General features: G+C 34.7%; 23 protein-coding genes. 1 reads left to right on the top strand and 22 read right to left on the bottom strand.

Going from position 1 to position 18969, the window contains the following annotated elements:
* Positions 1–66: 66 nt before the first annotated feature.
* The 18 genes from QM717_RS18270 to QM717_RS18185 form a co-directional block, all read right to left on the bottom strand.
* Positions 67–414: a DUF86 domain-containing protein gene (locus QM717_RS18270; protein ID WP_415039694.1), complete on the bottom strand. Its 348-nt coding sequence runs from the start codon at positions 412–414 to the stop codon at positions 67–69.
* Positions 407–706, bottom strand: a complete 300-nt coding sequence (locus QM717_RS18265; protein ID WP_415039692.1) for a nucleotidyltransferase family protein — start codon at positions 704–706, stop codon at positions 407–409. Before QM717_RS18265 ends, QM717_RS18270 begins: the two co-directional genes overlap by 8 nt.
* Before the next feature lie 193 nt (positions 707–899).
* A complete protein-coding gene (locus QM717_RS18260) occupies positions 900–1502 on the bottom strand; it encodes a hypothetical protein (RefSeq protein WP_415039690.1) in 603 nt (200 codons plus the stop codon).
* A 209-nt stretch (positions 1503–1711) separates the two neighbouring features.
* On the bottom strand, positions 1712–2413 hold the full coding sequence (locus QM717_RS18255) for a hypothetical protein (protein WP_415039688.1): 702 nt from the start codon (positions 2411–2413) through the stop codon (positions 1712–1714).
* Positions 2414–2820: 407 nt separating this feature from the next.
* A complete protein-coding gene (locus QM717_RS18250; RefSeq protein ID WP_415039609.1) occupies positions 2821–3267 on the bottom strand; it encodes a hypothetical protein in 447 nt (148 codons plus the stop codon).
* Between the two features lie 1340 nt (positions 3268–4607).
* Positions 4608–5288 (bottom strand): XAC2610-related protein, encoded by a 681-nt coding sequence (locus tag QM717_RS18245; RefSeq protein WP_415039687.1) that lies wholly within the window; start codon positions 5286–5288, stop codon positions 4608–4610.
* Between the two features lie 378 nt (positions 5289–5666).
* Positions 5667–6173 carry a hypothetical protein gene (locus tag QM717_RS18240; RefSeq protein WP_415039685.1) on the bottom strand — a complete coding sequence of 169 codons (507 nt, stop codon included), beginning with the start codon at positions 6171–6173 and terminating at the stop codon, positions 5667–5669.
* A gap of 158 nt (positions 6174–6331) precedes the next feature.
* Complete coding sequence (locus QM717_RS18235; RefSeq protein WP_415039683.1) at positions 6332–7021, bottom strand: hypothetical protein; 690 nt, start codon at positions 7019–7021, stop codon at positions 6332–6334.
* Between the two features lie 164 nt (positions 7022–7185).
* On the bottom strand, positions 7186–7689 hold the full coding sequence (locus QM717_RS18230; protein WP_415039681.1) for a hypothetical protein: 504 nt from the start codon (positions 7687–7689) through the stop codon (positions 7186–7188).
* 171 nt (positions 7690–7860) lie between these two features.
* Positions 7861–8439 carry a hypothetical protein gene (locus QM717_RS18225; protein WP_415039679.1) on the bottom strand — a complete coding sequence of 193 codons (579 nt, stop codon included), beginning with the start codon at positions 8437–8439 and terminating at the stop codon, positions 7861–7863.
* 293 nt (positions 8440–8732) lie between these two features.
* Entirely contained in the window at positions 8733–9248 is a 516-nt protein-coding gene (locus tag QM717_RS18220) for a hypothetical protein (RefSeq protein WP_415039677.1), read from the bottom strand.
* 82 nt (positions 9249–9330) lie between these two features.
* Positions 9331–9924, bottom strand: a complete 594-nt coding sequence (locus QM717_RS18215) for an outer membrane beta-barrel protein (protein ID WP_415039676.1) — start codon at positions 9922–9924, stop codon at positions 9331–9333.
* Between the two features lie 203 nt (positions 9925–10127).
* Entirely contained in the window at positions 10128–10352 is a 225-nt protein-coding gene (locus tag QM717_RS18210) for a hypothetical protein (RefSeq protein ID WP_415039674.1), read from the bottom strand.
* Positions 10352–11257, bottom strand: a complete 906-nt coding sequence (locus QM717_RS18205; protein ID WP_415039673.1) for an IS1595 family transposase — start codon at positions 11255–11257, stop codon at positions 10352–10354. The genes QM717_RS18210 and QM717_RS18205 overlap by 1 nt, the downstream gene beginning before the upstream one ends.
* Positions 11258–12291: 1034 nt before the next feature.
* Entirely contained in the window at positions 12292–13200 is a 909-nt protein-coding gene (locus QM717_RS18200) for a hypothetical protein (protein ID WP_415039671.1), read from the bottom strand.
* A gap of 160 nt (positions 13201–13360) precedes the next feature.
* Complete coding sequence (locus QM717_RS18195) at positions 13361–13585, bottom strand: hypothetical protein (RefSeq protein ID WP_415039669.1); 225 nt, start codon at positions 13583–13585, stop codon at positions 13361–13363.
* 5 nt (positions 13586–13590) lie between these two features.
* The gene (locus QM717_RS18190) at positions 13591–13779 is read right to left on the bottom strand and encodes a hypothetical protein (protein WP_415039667.1); all 189 of its coding nucleotides are present in this window, start codon (positions 13777–13779) and stop codon (positions 13591–13593) included.
* A gap of 177 nt (positions 13780–13956) precedes the next feature.
* On the bottom strand, positions 13957–14823 hold the full coding sequence (locus QM717_RS18185; RefSeq protein ID WP_415039665.1) for a DUF6602 domain-containing protein: 867 nt from the start codon (positions 14821–14823) through the stop codon (positions 13957–13959).
* A gap of 460 nt (positions 14824–15283) precedes the next feature.
* Between QM717_RS18185 and QM717_RS18180 the strand changes: the two genes are divergently transcribed.
* Positions 15284–15508 (top strand): hypothetical protein, encoded by a 225-nt coding sequence (locus QM717_RS18180; RefSeq protein ID WP_415039663.1) that lies wholly within the window; start codon positions 15284–15286, stop codon positions 15506–15508.
* 189 nt (positions 15509–15697) lie between these two features.
* Here QM717_RS18180 and QM717_RS18175 read toward each other — a convergent pair whose 3' ends face one another.
* From QM717_RS18175 to QM717_RS18160, 4 genes are all read right to left on the bottom strand, one after another.
* The gene (locus QM717_RS18175) at positions 15698–16222 is read right to left on the bottom strand and encodes a TPM domain-containing protein (RefSeq protein ID WP_415039661.1); all 525 of its coding nucleotides are present in this window, start codon (positions 16220–16222) and stop codon (positions 15698–15700) included.
* A gap of 127 nt (positions 16223–16349) precedes the next feature.
* A complete protein-coding gene (locus tag QM717_RS18170; protein WP_415039659.1) occupies positions 16350–16811 on the bottom strand; it encodes a hypothetical protein in 462 nt (153 codons plus the stop codon).
* Positions 16812–17482: 671 nt separating this feature from the next.
* Complete coding sequence (locus tag QM717_RS18165) at positions 17483–18271, bottom strand: S1 family peptidase (RefSeq protein ID WP_415039657.1); 789 nt, start codon at positions 18269–18271, stop codon at positions 17483–17485.
* Between the two features lie 165 nt (positions 18272–18436).
* Positions 18437–18850 carry a hypothetical protein gene (locus QM717_RS18160; RefSeq protein ID WP_415039655.1) on the bottom strand — a complete coding sequence of 138 codons (414 nt, stop codon included), beginning with the start codon at positions 18848–18850 and terminating at the stop codon, positions 18437–18439.
* Positions 18851–18969 lie beyond the last annotated feature (119 nt).

The following is an 18969-nucleotide window of genomic DNA, read 5'->3' as shown; positions in this document are numbered from 1 at the left end:
TTCGTGAGAAACAAAATTTCTAACCTGAAAAATCCAGCGCTTGCTTAGTTGCGCTGTTGGCTGCAGTTACAATTCTCCGATTAATTCATCTACTTCTTTTTTCAAAGTAGGTAAGTGGTCATTTAAGATTGACCAAATATTTTCATCTGAAACATTATCATATGAGTGAATTACATGATTTCGCAATCCGATAATTGAATTTGCTTCAGTAATTAATGATATGAATTCTGCATCTCTTTGCTTTATTCTGTTTACTGCTTCTCCAATTATTTCGAGATTTCTCTCGACGGCCCTTTTTAAGATTATGTCGTCTTTATAGCTCTTGAGAGATTTATCACGGTCAGCAAAGAAATCTTCAATTTCTCCTATCGCAATTTTAATATCGTAAAGCCATTTCAAAATTCTCTCATCCATAAATAAGCTCCTTTGATTTATTTATTGAACGAATTAAGATTGGATTTTTTAAAGCTTGCTCCTCAACCAAATCTACTTCTCTACCTAAAAGGTTTGCTAAATTAGTTTTCAACGTCAGGTAGTTAGAAAAGTAATCTTTGATTTCAGATGATTTGAATTTAACCAAAAAATCAATATCACTTTCATCAGAAAATGTACTATTAGTAGCTGAACCAAATAAATACATATGCTCGACCTTGTGTTGATTACAAAGTTGAGATAGCTTGTTTATATTTTGATTTATAAGATTCATCGCTCAAATTTAGTAAAAAGTTCTGTATGTGCGACAAACGTCAGTAATTGCAGCCAACGTTAGCTCGCTAAGCGCGGTTGAGGATCAAAGCGGACGAAGTTCTCTCTGCCAAGATAGAATTTTCTTCGTGAACGAACAACTCCCGGCTGCCAAAATCCCCGCAATCGCGACTTAGCGAGGGTTATGCGAATTTCTAGTTTTGACTTACAGCAACTATTTTCAAGCTAACGTCTCGGAAAGTTCTAATTTCACCTGTTAGAAGTTCTGATTTTTTGAAAATGTTTAGTAAGCCAGTATTCGAAACTTCAAATTTTTCAAATACTTTCTTTCCTTTTGACACAATCGTAATCTGCTCAACCATTTCGGAAAAATATTTATCTAAATAAGGCTCAATTGGACTTGAAGGTTTTAAATCCGAAACATCAACGTCTCGTCTCTGTAGATATTTTTTCAATGTTAAGAATATTGCTGCGGACAAACATTCGCTTCCAAGTAATTTTATCGGCTCAATATTTTTGTGTTTTGAATATTTGGAAATTAATTCGCAAACATCTTTGAGTTTTTTCTTCGAGGATGGCGTTAAAGCATTTTTCCAATCTTCTTCACTAACATCAATTTGAAAAGAATCATTCAAAAAAGGATAAAGTTTCCTCCAGCCAAGCAAATCATTTGCATCACTCCATTCCTCAATTGTTGAATCAAAATCTAATTCTACATAAGGATCTGCTTCAAAATCTAATGGACTACAAAGTCTGTGCTGCTCAATAAAAATATTTAATACGTCTGTTGGTGTCATATTTACTACGGATTTTTGGAAATTCGCATAACGTTAGGCCGCTAGGCGAATTCTTGAAGCCAGCGAACCGAGTTTTCTCTGTCGAAGATAAAACATTCTACGTGAAAAATGAACGTTCAACTTACTGAAAGCGAAAGCAATTTGCCTCGCGGCGGTTAGCGGATGGGCTATTGCCATTTTAAATAGCAATGAAAGAAATTCTAGAATTGTTAAGCAGACGGATCGTAATGACTATATTTATTTTCTAATGCTTTTTTCGCAAATAGCTTTGCATAATGCCCGTCCATTAATTCACTATCGAGTATTTTTTGTAAAATTTCATTTGATAAGTTATTTTCAAAACCAGCTAAACAAGAAGCTATCAAGGCAATGCCATTTTCACCATAACTTTCTTTTTGTAATTTGAAATTTTCGAAATAGTCTGAGCAATAATCAATGAATTTTTGTTGCGTCACCAAATCAGGAACCATTCTGTCAAAATTGACAGCAAATAGGGCAGCTTCAAAGGTTGCACAACCCCATTTTTCATCTTTTAATCTGTCAATTTGATAATCGAACAATTCAAAGACAGTAGAAAAATCTGTTTTATCGGAACGACTAAGTCGTATATATGCACAACCTGCTCCCATGCAAATTATCCAACATCCCGATTTCGCAATTTTCTGAATATCTAAAGTTGCATCTTTATAATTTAGGAAACCCAAAGTCATGCAAAGTTCATAAATGTCAAAATATTGTGATTCAGAACTTCCATCTAAAACTTCATATTTTTGATTCAAAACATTATGTAACACCTGCGAATATTTTGAAAGTGAATAATCACCAATAAAGGTTAAAGCTTTTCTAAATTTTGTTAAGTTTTTTCCTTTAAGATGATTTAATATTTCTTCATCAGTAAATTTTTTTGCCATACTTGAACTGTCTTTGTTTGTATTCTGTGGTGTTATGCCTTTCCGCTAACGTTAGGCCGCTAAAGCGAATTTGTGAAGCCAGCGGACCGAGTTGCTTCAGCCGAAGATAGAGTTTTTTCGTGAAGAAAAAACTTTCCGCAACTACAAAACGAACAAATTAGCTTAGCGGCGGTTAGCTCGCAGGTTGCCGAGCTTTTAAAACGGCAAATTTTGCGTTAGCCAAAGATTGCAAAATTTAAGTTTGGAAAGCGTCGCAATTTGCAGCTAACGTTAGGCCGCTTCACGCCGTTGCGGATCAAAGCGAACTGAGTTCTCTCTGCCGAAGATAATCTTTCTTCGTGAAATAGGGATTTCCGGTGATGAAAATCTCCGCAATGGCTTGAAACGGCGGTTATGCGCGCCCGGTTTTAGTAATCTCCCCAACGATAATAAAGAATCATTTTATTTTTATTTAAAATTATAAAACAATTCTCTTGCGTTGATAAATTTTCATCTTCATGAATAGTTAATAAATCAGTTTTGAAAATCAAGATTCGAGAGTTTTTATATTCATCTAAATCAAATTTGTCACTTAAAATTCGAGAAGACAGATTATTTGCTTTCTGTATCTCGGCGCTATTTTTTTCACCAACAAATTTCCAGTTATTTTCTTCAGCGAATTTTACTATCTCTGACTTTTTAAAATTTTCATTACTTTTCCAAATTATCTCGCTAGTTCCTCCATATGGACCATGATCAAAATTTTCAGTTTTGATTTCTTTAGATTTAAAGTCTTTCCAAAAGTTTCCAGAAATCGAATTTCCACAAGAAGTAAATATTAAGATTGAAAGTAAAACAGTTAAATGTCTTTTCATGTTATCGACGAATTTTCTCTAGGGTTGCGCATAACGTTTCGCGCATTTGCGCAAACGCGGCGCAAGCGGAAATAGTTTTCTCTGCCGAAGATACAGTTTCTTCGTGAAATCTAAAAGTTCAACTTACCGGAAACGAGCGCTTTGAGTAAATGCGCTGTTACAAGAAGGCCAACACAAACTTTCGACTTCTTTTATTTTTATTTATTTATTTATTTATTTATTTATTTATTTGAAAAAGCGTGCTAATAAAACTCTTTTCTTGCTTAATCTGATAATAAGAAATATTGAATCAAGAAAACGATTGGTGTTATCGTAAGTATAGTTATTGTTGCATTTACATCGATATTATCTTTCAAAAGCTCTTTAATTGACTTCTTTCTATTTGAGAAAAACCATCTGATTGCAGCACCAGGATATTGTAAAATGTAAACAAATATAAATTCAAATATTATTTCGAACATGATTACTGATTCTTAATTTTTTATGCGCAATCTCGGTCAGGCTTTCTTGTAACGTTAGGCCGCTAAAGCGAATTTGTGAAGCCAGCGGACCGAGTTGCTTCAGCCGAAGATAGAGTTTTTTCGTGAAGAAAAAACTTTCCGCAACTAACAAAACGAACAAATTAGCTTAGCGGCGGTTAGCTCGCAGGTTGCCGAGCTTTTAAAACGGCAAATTTTGCGTTAGCCAAAGATTGCAAAATTTAAGTTTGGAAAGCGTCGCAATTTGCAGCTAACGTTTCGCGCAACTACGCGGGCGCGAAAAAGCGAACTGCGTTCTCTCTGACGAATATAATGTTTCTTCGTGAAAATAGAACGTTATAGCCTGGAAAATGTAGCGCTCGCTTAGTTGCGCTGTTATATGGCGGCGCACCAAAATAAATCTACACGCAATGCAATTTTTTTAAACCTGGGAATTTTAATTTTTAGGAAAAATGCCCTTTAGTTGACAAATCTTGCTGGAAAAAATGACATAGAAACTCGACAAAGGAATTGACAAAGAAACTCTACAAAAGTAATTCGACAAAGTTTTAGTTTTGAATTTCCGCAATCCAGAAGGAACGTTCTATCTTAGACTAACTTGCTCGTTGGCACTAAACACCCCGGCTTGGATTCTACGCAAAGATTAAAAAATTGACAACAAGATTCAAACAACAACCGATGACAAATTTCAATTTTGACGACGAAGTTCAGCGCTGTCATATAACGTTAGGCCGCTTCACGACGTTGCCGATCAGAGCGGACTGAGTTCTCTCTGCCAAGATAAAACTTTCTTCGTGAAAAACGAACATTCAATTCACCGAAATCTCGGCAATGTCGATGAAACGGCGGTTATGCGGCGTATCACTGTTTGTAATAGTCGTCCAATTTATGTTTCTTTTTTTTTACCTGCCATTTCCCTTTGATTAATTTTTTTTCAGTTACGATAACATGCTCACCTCCTTGTGCGTCTTCTTCCAGTTCGTAAACGTTTACTAATCCTTTTCTCGGGACAACTTCGTACTCAAGAGTTGTATGAAAGCAACAACCACTTTTTGAGAAAGTTTTAATTCGCTTTCGCTCATGATCAACTTCAAACATTCCAAGATTTGGCGCATCAGCAAGTTCGGAAAGTTCCAAGCTATAGACAAACTCCTTTTTTGTGATATTGTATACGTAAACACTGTAAGACGGACCGCCATAACCGCTATGATTTCCATCGCGGATAGCTAAATCTTCTGTACCATCAAAATTAAAATCATCGAAAATTAATGGGCTTTGTTCATCGTAAAGTTGGATAATATTTACTGTAGGCTTATTTCTCTCATCTAAAAAGAAATATAAATCTTCCGATGTAAACTCTTGAACAAGCCTTTTAGAAACTTTATCAATTAATTTAATTACGCCTAATCCTTGACAGTTTTGTTGATCGCAAGTATCAATTAAAATTTCGGCACTATAAATTTTAGAGCCATTTTCGATTGAAAATTTGTGTTGAGCAAAAATTATGTTTGTAAAAAATAGTATGATGATTATCGTTTTCATGATGTTTTTCAGATATGCCGCATAACGTTAGGCCGCTAAAGCGAATTTGTGAAGCCAGCGGACCGAGTTGCTTCAGCCGAAGATAGAGTTTTTCCGTGAAGAAAAAACTTTCCGCAACTACAAAACGAACAAATTAGCTTAGCGGCGGTTAGCTCGCAGGTTGCCGAGCTTTTAAAACGGCAAATTTTGCGTTAGCCAAAGATTGCAAAATTTAAGTTTGGAAAGCGTCGCAATTTGCAGCTAACGTTAGGCCGCTTTGCGTAGTTGCTGATCAAAGCGGACCGAGTTCTCTCTGCCGAAGATAATAGTTTTTCGTGAAGAAAAACGTCCTGGAACCACAAAAACCAGCAATTGCTGCAAAACGGCGGTTAGTGGCGGTTACTTTAAATACCACGAATTCTCAAACAAATCGGTTAATTTTCTTGCTGGATTTCCTTGATTTTCATTTTGAACTTTGGAAATTTCTTCGAAAGAGAATTTCTTTAAATATGCTAAATTCTCTAATTCTTCATCGCCATATCCTCCTTGTAAGAACATTATTTTTGAAACGTCACCAATTTCATTTATAATTTCAGTAAAAATCTCATTTAGATTATCTGCATACTCATTACCTTTCAGATATAGACTGGAAAATCGATCATAAGATGTAATACAAATTACTTTTTCATAAATATTAATGGAAAAGCCATAACCTTCATACGAAACATATTCAGGATATTTATTTTCTTGTTCAATGTTATTCATTTGCCAAGAATTATTTTCAAAGCTTTCTATCTTCTTTAGTTTTGATAAAGAATTTTTAAAGGTTTTGTCCAATAAAGATTTTAGATTCTGTTCGTGTAACTCAATCTTTTTTGACGTAAAGCATTTTATAGAAGTTCCCATTTATTGGATGTTTTTGGTAATCGCCACTAACGTGCCGCGGCTTTGCGACAGTTGTGAAGCCAGCGGACGGATTATTTTCTGTTAAAGATAAACGTTTTTCGTGAACACATAAAAATAGAAACCAACAATTGCGCGAAACCGTTGTTAGTAGCTGGCTTTCATTTTATGCCAAAAATTTCCTCTTTCATTTTGTAATATCCATCCCAATCACAACTACTGTCAACTACATTTTGTATTGCTTTTCCGTTTAGTATAAAGACATATTGAGTTGAACTTGTGCAACCGCCCATACTATTATTAATAGCAATAATTTTTTTCTCCAATAAAATTAGTTGCTCTCTTTTACGCTCATTTAGGGTAATTCTTTTTTCTTTTTTTTGATTATTGAAATATTCAGCAATCAATTTTTGACTCTTGTAATAGTATTTTATTTTCTCTTTTTCAAAGTGAAAGCAACCTGAAGATGTAATTGAAATCTCTAAAGTGTCATTTTGTGTTAGATTTTCTAAAATGGTTTTTTGGTTTGTGTCAACAAATTCTTCAGTACACAACTCAACTTTTGTTATCTTTTCATTAACCACAATATTTTTAGTAATTATTTGCCCAAAAATATTTGTAAACTCAAAAGTGTATTCTCCTTTTTTTAAATTCTTTATTTTGAACTCGCCAAATCTCTGTTTTATGTTTTCTTGAATAATTTCATTATTAGCCTTTAACTTGACATATCTTTCTCTTGAGTCATAATTGTTCTTTTCACAATTTAATGTGATTCCTTCAATCACAAAATTACTATCATTTTGAGAAAATGATTTGCAAAAAACGAACAGGAATAGAATTACATACTTCATTTCTTATGGATTTTGGAAAGCTTGCTACTAACGTTTCGCGCAGTTACGCAGGAGCGTCAGAGCGAACTGAGTTCTCTCTGCCAAGATAAAACATTCTTCGTGAAAAATGAACGTTCAACTTACCGAAATCCAGCTCTTGCTTAACTGCGCTGTTAGTAGCCGTTTTATTTTCTGCGTTCACAAATGTCTGAGTTAAATATTTTCAAAATTCTATTTCCCATATCTACATTCTCGCTTTTAGCTGCAATCGTCGTAGTCAGTTCAATTCCCGAAGGATAATTAAACACTGTTTCTATATTTAAACTATAGTTATATTCGTTAACACCTGAAATATATAAGCGAACATAGTTTCTTTCAAATCCAACTTTGGTTTTCTCTTTGCTGGCTTTTAGAGCCGGCCAATCTGCCATTTTTCCGGAAACACTTTTATTTTCAGCAATATTAAATTTATTGAAATTACGTTTTACAGCTTCGCCAATAATTTCTGCGGAACTTTTCAAATCAATGACTTCACATTCTTCTTGTTCAAAACTATAACCTGCTGTAGATTCTTTCGATTGTGGTGCCAGAATTATTTCGGAATACTTTTCGGAAATGTAGACAGAAAGACTTTTAACCACTTTCAATTCTGGTTCAGTAACTTTAAATATAAGGCTTCGTATTTTCATTTGAAATGGATAGTTGTCAAAATGGCTACTAACGTTAGGCCGCTAGGCGCAGTCGCGGCCAAGCGAACTGAGTTCTCTCTGCCAAGATAATATTTCTTCGTGAATAATGAAAGTTCAACTTACCAAAAACCAGCGCACTGCGCCTAACGGCGGTTAGCCGACGTGCTGGTTTCAGTTCACCATAATTGTTTCGTCAGGAAGTTCATTAAATTCATTTCTCAAGCCTAATTCTTTTATGAACATTTCCTCTAAATTCTTTTTTATTTCACTTCTATTGACGCGATTTGGATTTCTACGAACTTCAACATAATTATCGTACATCATGCTTTTTGCAAGCTCACCGACAGTTTTCTCTGAAAACTTTGTAGTAGTCATGCCTATAAATTTGGTTAGTGCAATTGAAAAGATTATTCCGAACAAACCAAATTTCCAATTGATAAATATCATGATAAATGATGCTATAAACACGGTAAATATAAATAGTGCGATTATGTTTGGAACTCGAAAAGCTTTTAGATCTAAAGATAGTTCTCGTTCTATTAAAGTAAATATCTTTCTTCTCTCTTTTGGAAATAGTGAGGTTAATTCTGTTGAAGGTGAGATTTCACTTGACGGAATTCCAGTTACTTTAGTTATAGCATTTCTTAATTTATAAAAAGCCTGTTGAGATGTACAACCATTGTCATTTTCCAGTTCTATTTTTGAAATGATATGGTTTGATATTTCTCCAAATGTTTTCAGATTCTCCAATTCATTTTCATAAAACTTTAGGTAACTATATACAAGTTTGCAGTTGGGCGGCTTTTTTTCTACCTATCGCTTTTTTCATCAATTTTTGGGTTCGGTAAGCGCATTTTTTCGCTTTCGGATTCAGCGAGAAAAGACAACTGTTTAAAGATGATTTACGGGCGTTCTGCCGAATATCTGCCAACAGCATCAAACAGGCCGATAAGCGTTCGCGTCTTGAGTTTCCCCATCCTGTTCCCTACGGAATTGCGCGGGTGCGTTATCGTTTAACTTTAAATGCAATATTATGAAAATTTTTAAAAACATCGCCAACAGTTTATTGGGTTTTGGAAAAACTCTACTGCATATTTTACAATTTCTAAAATCACGTAAAGAGCACCAATCGCAGCCCCCAAGCCCATCAATATATTCATGTCTAACAAAAGAAGAGCTTGGCGCTGTTGTTCAATCGCAATCGCGTCACTTGCATTTTTTGCAGCACGGATTCTATCCGCTTGCCCATCATAACCACCTGACCGAAGAAAGAAAACGCCCTCAAAGGAAATTTGATAATATTTGACAATCCCCCAATCTTGAAATGCACTTTCTTTTTCTGAAGTTTCTAAAAATTCATCCTTGAATAATTTTCTGAGAGCGCCTTTTACGATATTTTCTTCTATTGGAATGCGTTCTTTTAATATGGGTAAAATTCCACTGCTTACAGAAAAAAATTCAACAGGTTCATTTTGATCATGTAAATACGTCAAAATTGCATCTAAAATTATGAATTGGGAATTGTCTTGCACCCAATCATTAGGTATCTTTGTAATCATATATTTTCTTGTTTAGCGACATAAATATATGAAAAAACCCTGCTTTAATCGGCAGGGTTTATTTTTATAATACAGTTCGATTTTACAGGAACGAATACGATGCCCCGAAATTCAACATCCTGTTTTGCACGGCGTAAGTGCCGCCGCTCATATCCGACAATCCGTACATATATCGGGCGTCAACCGAAAATTTCTTCGTTGCATTGTAGGATATGCCTAATAAAACGCCTGCGTCGCTTTTATACCAATAATCGGTCAAATCGTAGTTCCTCGTTCCGTATCCTGAAATTTCCTGTTTTACGGATAAAATCTGTCCATAATAACCGCCTGCCTTGATTGAAAATCCATTATTGATGTAGAACTTCAGCGAAAGTGATTCGACGACCATATTGATGTCGTAATCGTGTTTATAATTTACGTTTTGCTCCTCATAAGTTTTTCTGAGGTTGCTCATTCCAATATCACCTGCTTGCGTGTAAACTATGTCGAATTCCGGCTCGATACGATTGAATTTGTAGCTTACAAAAATACCTGCATAATAGGAAGGTTCGAATTTGCCGCTTGCGTTTTTCTCGAAACCAAGTTTGGTTAGTGCGGCGCCGGCCTTTAATCCGGTTTTAACTTGTGCGTTCGCTGCAATCGAAAGCAGCATTAAAATAAGAATTGATTTTTTCATGTTTTGGTACATTTTGAGTTAGTATTAAATTAAAAAAGCGTGAACTGTATCACGCTAACTCAGGTAGTACCAGTACCCAACAAACAATGACACAGCCACGCCGTTTGGCGTACTATAATCATTATCTGCTTGTTTTCTAATTTGGTACTTTCGAGTTAAGCGATAATATTATGCACAATATTTTTCAGCCGCTAATATAGCGATTATTCCTTATGCTCTTTCGGGTTCCAATTAAGCCCCTTTTGGAGCTTCTTGTTAAAATCCGACAATTCGGGTTCTGTATTTGGCTTAGATTCTTTGACGGCCTCGATATGCATTCCCATCGTCTCGACAAACCCCTTGAAGTCCGACAATTTTATAAACTTCTCGTTGTCTATTTTCGTGACAGGCAATTCCTGCCCGTTTACGGTTATTTTCCTGTTTTTCATTATGCGATAAGTTTTGCGTAGGTAAGACGGTTTTCCATGTTCGACAGCATCAGGTTAAATCTAGTGTTGGTCGTAATTTCGCGGGTGTTGTATCTGAAAACGAACTCATCGACGTACATTTGCAAATGTTTCTTTGATGTGAAGTGATAAATTCCGAAAATACCGCGTTTCAACAATGACCAAAAACCCTCGATTGTATTGGTATGTATGCGGCCGTTAACGTATTCGTGCGCTTTGTGTTTCACAACGCCGTGATCGTAAACTTTCTTCAATGATTTGTAACCCACGTGTTCATCTGTGTAGATGGTAGCGGTTTTGTTGATTGCAGCAATGATTTCACGCGTCAAGGTCTTTTTTGTTCTGTCTTCGATTGTCATGGCATTCAATTTTCCATCACGCTCAACCATACCCATCACGGCTGCGTGATTTGCACCACCTTGACCACCGGAAACCTTTTTGCTTGAGTGACGGTTTTCGTTAGAACCACCGATAAAAGTCTCGTCAACTTCAACCTCATTATTCAATTGGTTGTCGTTCTCAATACCAAAACAGTTACGAACGCGTTGTAACATGAACCATGCAGATTTTTGGGTAATGTCAAGGTCACGGCCGAGTTGCAAAGAAGAAATTCCTTTCTTGTGTGAAGTCACAATAAAAATCGCCAAGAACCATTTTTGCAAAGGAAGTTTGGTATTATCGAAAATTGTATTAGTTTTGACATTGAAGTTCTTGCCTGTATTTTTACACTGATAACCCGCTTTGGTTTTGTAAACCTTAGACGTTTTGTCGAAAGGCGATACAACACCGTTAGCCCAACGGATTTGTTCCAAATGCTCAATACATGATTGCTCCGTCGGAAAGGCTTGGAGTAGGTCGAAAACTGATTTTACTTCTTTGTTAAACATGGTTTCTGTGATTTTGTTCAACAAATATAAGAAGTTAATTGCAGTAAAACAAATGAAACATCGATTATTTACTGCAAAGTAATATATAATTACCAAACTTTATCTTGTATGATACTTCAATTTTTCTCAAAACATCCTCAACATCTTCTATATCGCTATGAATTTCTCTTGGTTTCATGTTGTTTTGATTGTGTTCTTTAAGCATGTTGGCTAACGTTAGGCCGCTAAAGCGAATTTGTGAAGCCAGCGGACCGAGTTGCTTCAGCCGAAGATAGAGTTTTTTCGTGAAGAAAAAACTTTCCGCAACTACAAAACGAACAAATTAGCTTAGCGGCGGTTAGCTCGCAGGTTGCCGAGCTTTTAAAACGGCAAATTTTGCGTTAGCCAAAGATTGCAAAATTTAAGTTTGGAAAGCGTCGCAATTTGCAGCTAACGTTTCGCGCAACTACGCGGGCGCGAAAAAGCGAACTGCGTTCTCTCTGACGAATATAATGTTTCTTCGTGAAAATAGAACGTTATAGCCTTGAAAATCTAGCGCTCGCTTAGTTGCGCTGTTATATGGCGGCGCACCAAAATAAATCTACAAGCAATGCAATTTTTTTAAACCTGGGAATTTTAATTTTTAGGAAAAATGCCCTTTAGTTGACAAAACTTGCTGGAAAAATGACAGAGAAACTCTACAAAGGAATTGACAAAGAAGCTCTACAAAGTAATTCTACAAAGTTTTAATTTTCAATTTCCGCAATCCAGAAGGAACGTTCTATTTTAGACTAACTTGCTCGTTGGCACTAAACACCCCGGCTTGGATTCTACGCAAAGAAATTAAAAAATTGACAACAAGATTCAAACAACAACCGATGACAAATTTCAATTTTGACGACGAAGTTCAGCGCTGTCATATAACGTTTCGCGCAACTACGCAGGCGCGAAAAAGCGAACTGAGTTCTCTCTGACGAATATAATGTTTCTTCGTGAAAATAGAACGTTATAGCCTGTAAAATCCAGCGCTTGCTTAGTTGCGCTGTTACCAGTAGTTATTGTATCATATTTATGCTTTCCTGAATTTTCAATTCTTCATTGCATTGAGATAAATCCCAAACAAAATTAGATTTATTGGAGCCTAAATCTTCAGTATAGAAATAGTTTACTAGAAATTGTTTTTTACTACTTCTATGAAATCTATGAGTTGAAACACTTTTCAATTCTAGATGTTGATCTACAATAGTTGGTTTTAATACAATATTATTTCCTTCATAATTAGTTTGTACGCTAGGATAAATAATTCCGGCGTAAGAATTTTGATTTTCGTATAAAACAACATCAGTAAACGCAGCAGAGATTTTATAATCAAAGTTGGATTTTATTTTTCTTGCAAACTCATTGCTGAAAAATTGTAACTGTTTTAAAGCAATTTCTGGGTATTCATTAAGCTGTTGAAATTGAATTTTGTAATATTCTAGTATATCCGGATTGCTCTTAAAAACTTCTTCGCAAAATACAATTTCAACAATTTTTAAATCTTCTTTGTTTTTCCAAGTTCCTCTTGTAAAAAGTTCTCCTTCTAATAAAATTGAATTGCTCTCGCGAAAAAACCTTGATGTTTCTCTGTAAGCTGTTATTCTTGGAACCTGTATTTTTGAACTTTCAGTTGCTCCATAAAATAAAGACTGAAAAGGCTTATTAGCTCTGCCATAATTTTTTAGACAAGTTTTGATTATTTCTTCGTCAGAAATATATGATAACTCCGATTGTGTTGTGAAAAATTTTCGATTTCCATTAATTCGTATGCGCTCAATTGTACTATTTTTTTCTAGAATTGCTGTTGCTAAGGGCATTTCAAATAGTGTTTCTCTAATGAGTTCCTTGATATTTTCAAATTCAATTTTTTCTAAATTATCTTTCAGCGAAATGAGTTTGTTCAGGGAACGTTCTTGTGAAGTCATATCGTCTTAATAATTACTGGTAACGTTTCTCGCATTTACGCAGGAGCGGAAAAGCGAACTGCGTTTTCTCTGCGCAATATAATGTTTCTTCGTGAGAAAGAAACGCTCGGCGACCTAAAACCAGCTCTTGCTTAAATGCGGTGTTGTGGGCAGTTTCTATTTAGATTAAAGTTATAATTTGAAAAATCATAAAGGCAAAATATATAATTGAAACCCGAATGATTATTTTCTTTAATCTATTGCCATATTTGTCAACCCACTCAAGATATCCTGTTTTTTTCTGTTCAGAAACTTTGAATTTTCCATCAGCATATTTGTAGCCAATAATCATAATCACTGAAAAAACTATAAGACCAATTATTGATGCAAGAAAAGTCAGTTCCATAAGTTTTATATAATTGTCAAAATTGCGGCTAAAATTTCTAATAAAGTAGCATAAAATTCTCGGTTTGATTTTTCTGGGACTTCTTCTTGGTTTACAATCTCATTCATTCGATACATTTTGCTTGTCTTTCTTTTGAAAAAAACAATTGATAAAATACCAAATATGAAAAAGAAAATAATTACCATGAAATTCATAAACTCTAATTTTATCGATGATCTCCTGAAATTGCTCACAACGTTAGGCCGCTTCACGCCGTTGCGGATCAAAGCGAACTGAGTTCTCTCTGCCGAAGATAATATTTCTTCGTGAAATAGAGATTTCCGGCGACGAAAATCTCCGCAATGGCTTGAAACGGCGGTTAGCCGTAGTTCTTATTGTATTGTTATGTTGGCAGGGTTAAGACTTGAATAATTTAATATATGTGTTTGATAAAGAGTTTTATATTGAATAGCTTGTGATAGACCAGCAAGAAACATCATAATATGCTGATATTTTTTCTCAACATTAATTTTTACAAATAATGGTTTGCATTCATATTGGACTTGGTCAAAAGTTATCATTGAACATTCCATATTCGCTCCAGAATTTATATTACCACCTATATTGATAAACTTAGTTCTTCCTGGCTCTTGAAAATTTTTAAATTCAAAATTGTAGTTTATAATACCTTGTTCTACAAATAAAATTGCGTTATGCCAATATTTGCGATCAATACCTTCATAAATTTTTTCGAAATCTAACGTCTCAATATCAAACGATGCATTTTTGCAGACTAAAAATGATATAGGAACATCATATTCTTCTCCAAATTTCTTGTGTTTAATTATTCCGTTTATATCTTCTGAAAGCATTTTATTATTGGCAAGTTCTAACAATGCTTTTTTGAATTTAGTATGAGTAAGAGTAGACTTAACTTCACCGATTGCAATAACGCTTTCAATTGTAAAAAATTGAGTAAGATTGTTTTCTAATAATGGTAAATCTGTATTGTCATATATGACTATGTCACATTGTGAACTTTTGCGGTCTTTTGATGTAATAATGAAGCCATCTGAGATTTTATAACTCGACAATAAGCATAATAAATCTTTGGTTGAGTTTTCACGATATTTTCCAAACTCACCCGGATGAAATAATTGGTTTTCATTATAAAAGATAGATTGACTATCATCAACAAAAGTTGAAACAAAACCTTCTATCTTTCTTTTTAAAATCGTATCAAAAATTTTATTTGCCATCGTTTTTTAAAATTACGGCTAACGTTAGGCCGCTAAAGCGAATTTGTGAAGCCAGCGGACCGAGTTGCTTCAGCCGAAGATAGAGTTTTTTCGTGAAGAAAAAACTTTCCGCAACTACAAAACGAACAAATTAGCTTAGCGGCGGTTAGCTTGCAGGTTGCCGAGCTTTTAAAACGGCAAATTTTGCGTTAGCCAAAGATTGCAAAATTTAAGTTTGGAAAGCGTCGCAATTTGCAGCTAACGTGTCGCCTGTAAGCGAATTCGCTACCAAGCGGATTGAGTTTTCTCTGCCGAAGATAAAAGTTTCTTCGTGAAGAAACAACTTCCGGCAACTAAAAACCAGCGCAATTCGCTTACAGGCTGTTACATGGCGGCGCCCTCAAAGTGATTAAAAGATTATGCGCAAAACAAAAAAATGCTAATTAGTATTCCAGTCACACTTCTTTAAAATTAATTTCATTTGAAGAATGAACTTGTGGAAAGACAAAGTTTGGGACAAAGTGATTCGACAAAGATTTTCCGCAAAATATTTCGCCAAAGATCTTCGATTCCAGTTTTGCGCAATCCAGGAAATGGAAAGTTTCTACTTTGGAGAAATTTACTTGTGCGCACAAAACCCACCGGCTTGGTTAAACGCAAAGAATTTAAAAAAAGGCAAAGAAATTCGACAAAGAAATTAAAATGAGAATTTCCAGTTTTGACTAATGTTGCTTGTTTGAATCAGCGCTGTCATGTAACGTTAGGCCGCTTCACGATGTTGCCGATTAAAAGCGAACTGAGTTCTCTCTGCCAAGATAATGTTTCTTCGTGAATTGGAAACTTCCCGTTACCGAAAACTCGGCAATATCTTGAAACGGCGGTTGTGCGACGGTTGCTATTTATGTTTTAATTTCTCTCTCAAAACCTCAATGATTTTTAAAACTCCATTGAAAGTTCCTCGATAGAACTCTTTATTCTCGAAGTTTGGAATAAATTCATTATCTATAATTTCTTTTGTTTCTTGATCAGAGAGAATTAGTTCAATTCCGTTCCCATTTTCAATTCGAATTTTTCTAGAAGTATTAGAAATTTCTATTACAATTCCATTGTCTAAATATTTTTTGCCAACACCAATCCAATTTGCGACAAATAAAGTATTCTTATGAAACTCTTCGTCTGAATCATATTTTGTATCAAATGTAATAATTGCTATTTCAATTGATGTTTCTTTTTCGAAATCTGAAATTAACTTGTTGAGATTTTTAGTTTGCTCTTTGTCGAAAGTTTTCTCAAAATCTAAAACAAAAGTTTTTTCAACAATTGTGTCATATTCGGCTCTGAAATATTTTTCTTCGTCAGATTGGGCAACTAAAGATAAAGTGTGAAATGAAACGAAAAATATAAAAAGAAATTTCTTCATGGTTCAATATTATTGCGGTTCTCAACAACTGTCGCACAACGTTTCGCGCATTTGCGCAAACGCGGCAAAGCGGAAATAGTTTTCTCTGCCAAGATAGTGTTTCTTCGTGAATTCTAGAAAGTTCAACCTACCGAAAACGAGCGCTTTGAGCAAATGCGCTGTTGTGTGCCGTTTGGACAATGATTTTTCTAAATATAAATTTATCTATTGCTACAATTGTATCTAAATAAATTTCTTTTGTGTTTGAATCTTGCTTTTTTACTATTATCGTTTTTTGATTTCCGGAGACTTTGATTACTGCTATATCTTGTGGATACTTCTTTAATTTTTCGGAACCAAATTCAATGTAAAATATATAGCCCCAAGCCAAAATCATTACAGGTAATAGTATGCGAGTAATTTTAGGAATTTTTAGAATAAAAGATGAAAATATTGCACCAACCATTGAGCATTGGAAAGCACTTGAAAATATATTAATATAAATTGGATTAGTAAAACCCCATCCATGGGAAAACTTCATATAGAAATATAGAACAGCAAGGATTACGATTGAAATAATCAAAATGACTTTTATAAATTTACGCTGCATGTTCATATTTTAAGATGATAATTTTAGTTGGAATATCTTTAATTGACGATGTTCTCTCAAATGGCACACAACGTTTCGCGCATTTGCGCAAACGCGGCGCAAGCGGAAAGAGTTTTCTCTGCCGAAGATACAGTTTCTTCGTGAAATCTAAAAGTTCAATTTACCGGAAACGAGCGCTTTGAGTAAATGCGCTGTTATATGGCGGCGCACAAAATTAGATTTATGCGCAATTCAATTTTTTTAAATTTTGATAGTTTTGACTTTTAAAACAAATTCACTTTAGTTAGATAAACTTGTTGCGAAGAAAGGCAAAGAAGCTCGACAAAGAATTAGACAAAGAAATTCTACAAAGTTTTACGTTTTTGATTTTGCGCAAACCAAGACAAAACATTCTATTTTCGATAAACTAGTTTAGTATTACAAAACACACCGGCTTGGATTGATCGCAAAGAAATTTAAAAAATGCACAAAGAATTTCAAAGCAATTAAAAGAAGAATTTTAATTTTTACGACGAAGTTCAGCGCTGTCATATAACGTTTCGCCTGTAAGCGAATTCGCGAAGCAAGCGGATTGAGTTCTTTCTGCCGAAGATAAAAGTTTCTTCGTGAAGAAACAACTTCCTATAACCAAAAACGAGCGCAATTAGCTTACAGGCTGTTGGCTGCAGTAACTATTTTGGTTTCTCTAATAAATCTATCAACTCAATAACATAGTCTACGGAAACAGCTATAGAATATCCAGAATTTAAATAATCTATACTGATTGATTCATCTCTATCGTTTCTCCATTTTTTTACGAAAGGAATATATTGCGAAATAACACCAATTAGTTTGAATAATTTTTTTCCGTCTATATCGTCAGTATATTGGATTACAGGACCTCCACTGTTTCCGTGATAAACAGGGCAATCTAAAATTATAGTTTTCTGGTCTTTGTAAACATTTGCGACAATACCTTTCCTTAGTAAGGGCTTGGTATAATCAAATTGAGGACTAGATTTCAAACCTAGTGATGTGGGATATCCAATAATAAAAACATCGTTTGATATCATTACATCTTCAAAATTGCATACATTTCTTTTTGAACTTAAGATAGGAGTGGAGTTTCCATCTTCCACTCGTGTTACACCAGATAAATAATTTATTTTGGTCTTTTCACCCTTATGATAAACTACCTTTCCTATTTGTATGACTGCTACATCAGAATTATGGTGCTTTGAATATTTTAATTTGTTTATGTCAACTTGAAATCTTAAAACACTTTCGTCTTCTAAAACTGTGGTGTGAGCTAAGATTTCTATTTCAGTAGTCCTTAATTTATCTTGGTCATTAAATAATACATGTTTGGCCGTAACTAAATAAAGATAACGATCAGAACAATACATAAATCCTGTTCCGCTCGATTCCCCCAGGGAGATAAGATTTGCCAACGCTAAAACTATTTCTGGAACTTGTCTCATTTGTATCTTGTTTTCTGTTATTGCAGCCAACGTTAGGCCGCTTCACGCCGTTGCGGATCAAAGCGGACTGAGTTCTCTCTGCCAAGATAAGGTTTCTTCGTGAAATAGAGATTTCCGGTGACGAAAAACTCCGCAATGGCTTGAAACGGCGGTTAGCGGCTTTGCCTAATTTTGCGGATAAAAGCAACTGGCGATTCGAATTTCTTTATTCTTTAATTCAATTATTGGAATTCTATAGTATTGAAAATTTTCAGGACCAATAAAATATCTTATACTATTTTTATTCTCATTAAACCAAAGCTTCCATTTGGCGATGTCATCTAATGTGACTTTAAATGATAATCCAGAATACTGGTGATCCATTCTTTTTGGATATATTCTTGAAAGGCAAATAATATTGTCGTAATGATTCCAAGAAGTTTCTGTAAAAGGAATTCTTAAATTTATTTCGGCAAATTCTATATCAGAATAAACTAAATCTTGCGGATTATCATATACAATAGGTTCGAATGAAATATCTTCTTGGCAATATCCAATTGAATAGATTAAAAAGATTGATATGAGTAAGATTGATTTCATCGTATTTTTCAGGGCATTGCCGCTAACGTTTCGCGCAACTACGCGGGCGCTAAAAAGCGAACTGCGTTCTCTCTGACGAATATAATGTTTCTTCGTGAAAATAGAACGTTATAGCCTTG

Origin of the sequence: Flavobacterium sp. (genome assembly GCF_047602195.1) — a bacterium.
Taxonomy (GTDB): domain Bacteria; phylum Bacteroidota; class Bacteroidia; order Flavobacteriales; family Flavobacteriaceae; genus Flavobacterium.
Note: the sequence above shows the minus strand (reverse complement) of the source record. Positions and strands in the feature narration are given on the sequence as shown.

Coding starts and splice junctions, on each gene's coding strand:
- QM717_RS18230 (WP_415039681.1), bottom strand. CDS start 7,689: ATGAAAATACGAAGCCTTATATTTAAAGTTACTGAACCAGAATTGAAA.
- QM717_RS18165 (WP_415039657.1), bottom strand. CDS start 18,271: ATGAGACAAGTTCCAGAAATAGTTTTAGCGTTGGCAAATCTTATCTCC.
- QM717_RS18270 (WP_415039694.1), bottom strand. CDS start 414: ATGGATGAGAGAATTTTGAAATGGCTTTACGATATTAAAATTGCGATA.
- QM717_RS18160 (WP_415039655.1), bottom strand. CDS start 18,850: ATGAAATCAATCTTACTCATATCAATCTTTTTAATCTATTCAATTGGA.
- QM717_RS18260 (WP_415039690.1), bottom strand. CDS start 1,502: ATGACACCAACAGACGTATTAAATATTTTTATTGAGCAGCACAGACTT.
- QM717_RS18240 (WP_415039685.1), bottom strand. CDS start 6,173: ATGGGAACTTCTATAAAATGCTTTACGTCAAAAAAGATTGAGTTACAC.
- QM717_RS18200 (WP_415039671.1), bottom strand. CDS start 13,200: ATGACTTCACAAGAACGTTCCCTGAACAAACTCATTTCGCTGAAAGAT.
- QM717_RS18245 (WP_415039687.1), bottom strand. CDS start 5,288: ATGAAAACGATAATCATCATACTATTTTTTACAAACATAATTTTTGCT.
- QM717_RS18205 (WP_415039673.1), bottom strand. CDS start 11,257: ATGTTTAACAAAGAAGTAAAATCAGTTTTCGACCTACTCCAAGCCTTT.
- QM717_RS18195 (WP_415039669.1), bottom strand. CDS start 13,585: ATGGAACTGACTTTTCTTGCATCAATAATTGGTCTTATAGTTTTTTCA.
- QM717_RS18250 (WP_415039609.1), bottom strand. CDS start 3,267: ATGAAAAGACATTTAACTGTTTTACTTTCAATCTTAATATTTACTTCT.
- QM717_RS18185 (WP_415039665.1), bottom strand. CDS start 14,823: ATGGCAAATAAAATTTTTGATACGATTTTAAAAAGAAAGATAGAAGGT.
- QM717_RS18190 (WP_415039667.1), bottom strand. CDS start 13,779: ATGAATTTCATGGTAATTATTTTCTTTTTCATATTTGGTATTTTATCA.
- QM717_RS18235 (WP_415039683.1), bottom strand. CDS start 7,021: ATGAAGTATGTAATTCTATTCCTGTTCGTTTTTTGCAAATCATTTTCT.
- QM717_RS18265 (WP_415039692.1), bottom strand. CDS start 706: ATGAATCTTATAAATCAAAATATAAACAAGCTATCTCAACTTTGTAAT.
- QM717_RS18215 (WP_415039676.1), bottom strand. CDS start 9,924: ATGAAAAAATCAATTCTTATTTTAATGCTGCTTTCGATTGCAGCGAAC.
- QM717_RS18210 (WP_415039674.1), bottom strand. CDS start 10,352: ATGAAAAACAGGAAAATAACCGTAAACGGGCAGGAATTGCCTGTCACG.
- QM717_RS18220 (WP_415039677.1), bottom strand. CDS start 9,248: ATGATTACAAAGATACCTAATGATTGGGTGCAAGACAATTCCCAATTC.
- QM717_RS18255 (WP_415039688.1), bottom strand. CDS start 2,413: ATGGCAAAAAAATTTACTGATGAAGAAATATTAAATCATCTTAAAGGA.
- QM717_RS18175 (WP_415039661.1), bottom strand. CDS start 16,222: ATGAAGAAATTTCTTTTTATATTTTTCGTTTCATTTCACACTTTATCT.
- QM717_RS18170 (WP_415039659.1), bottom strand. CDS start 16,811: ATGCAGCGTAAATTTATAAAAGTCATTTTGATTATTTCAATCGTAATC.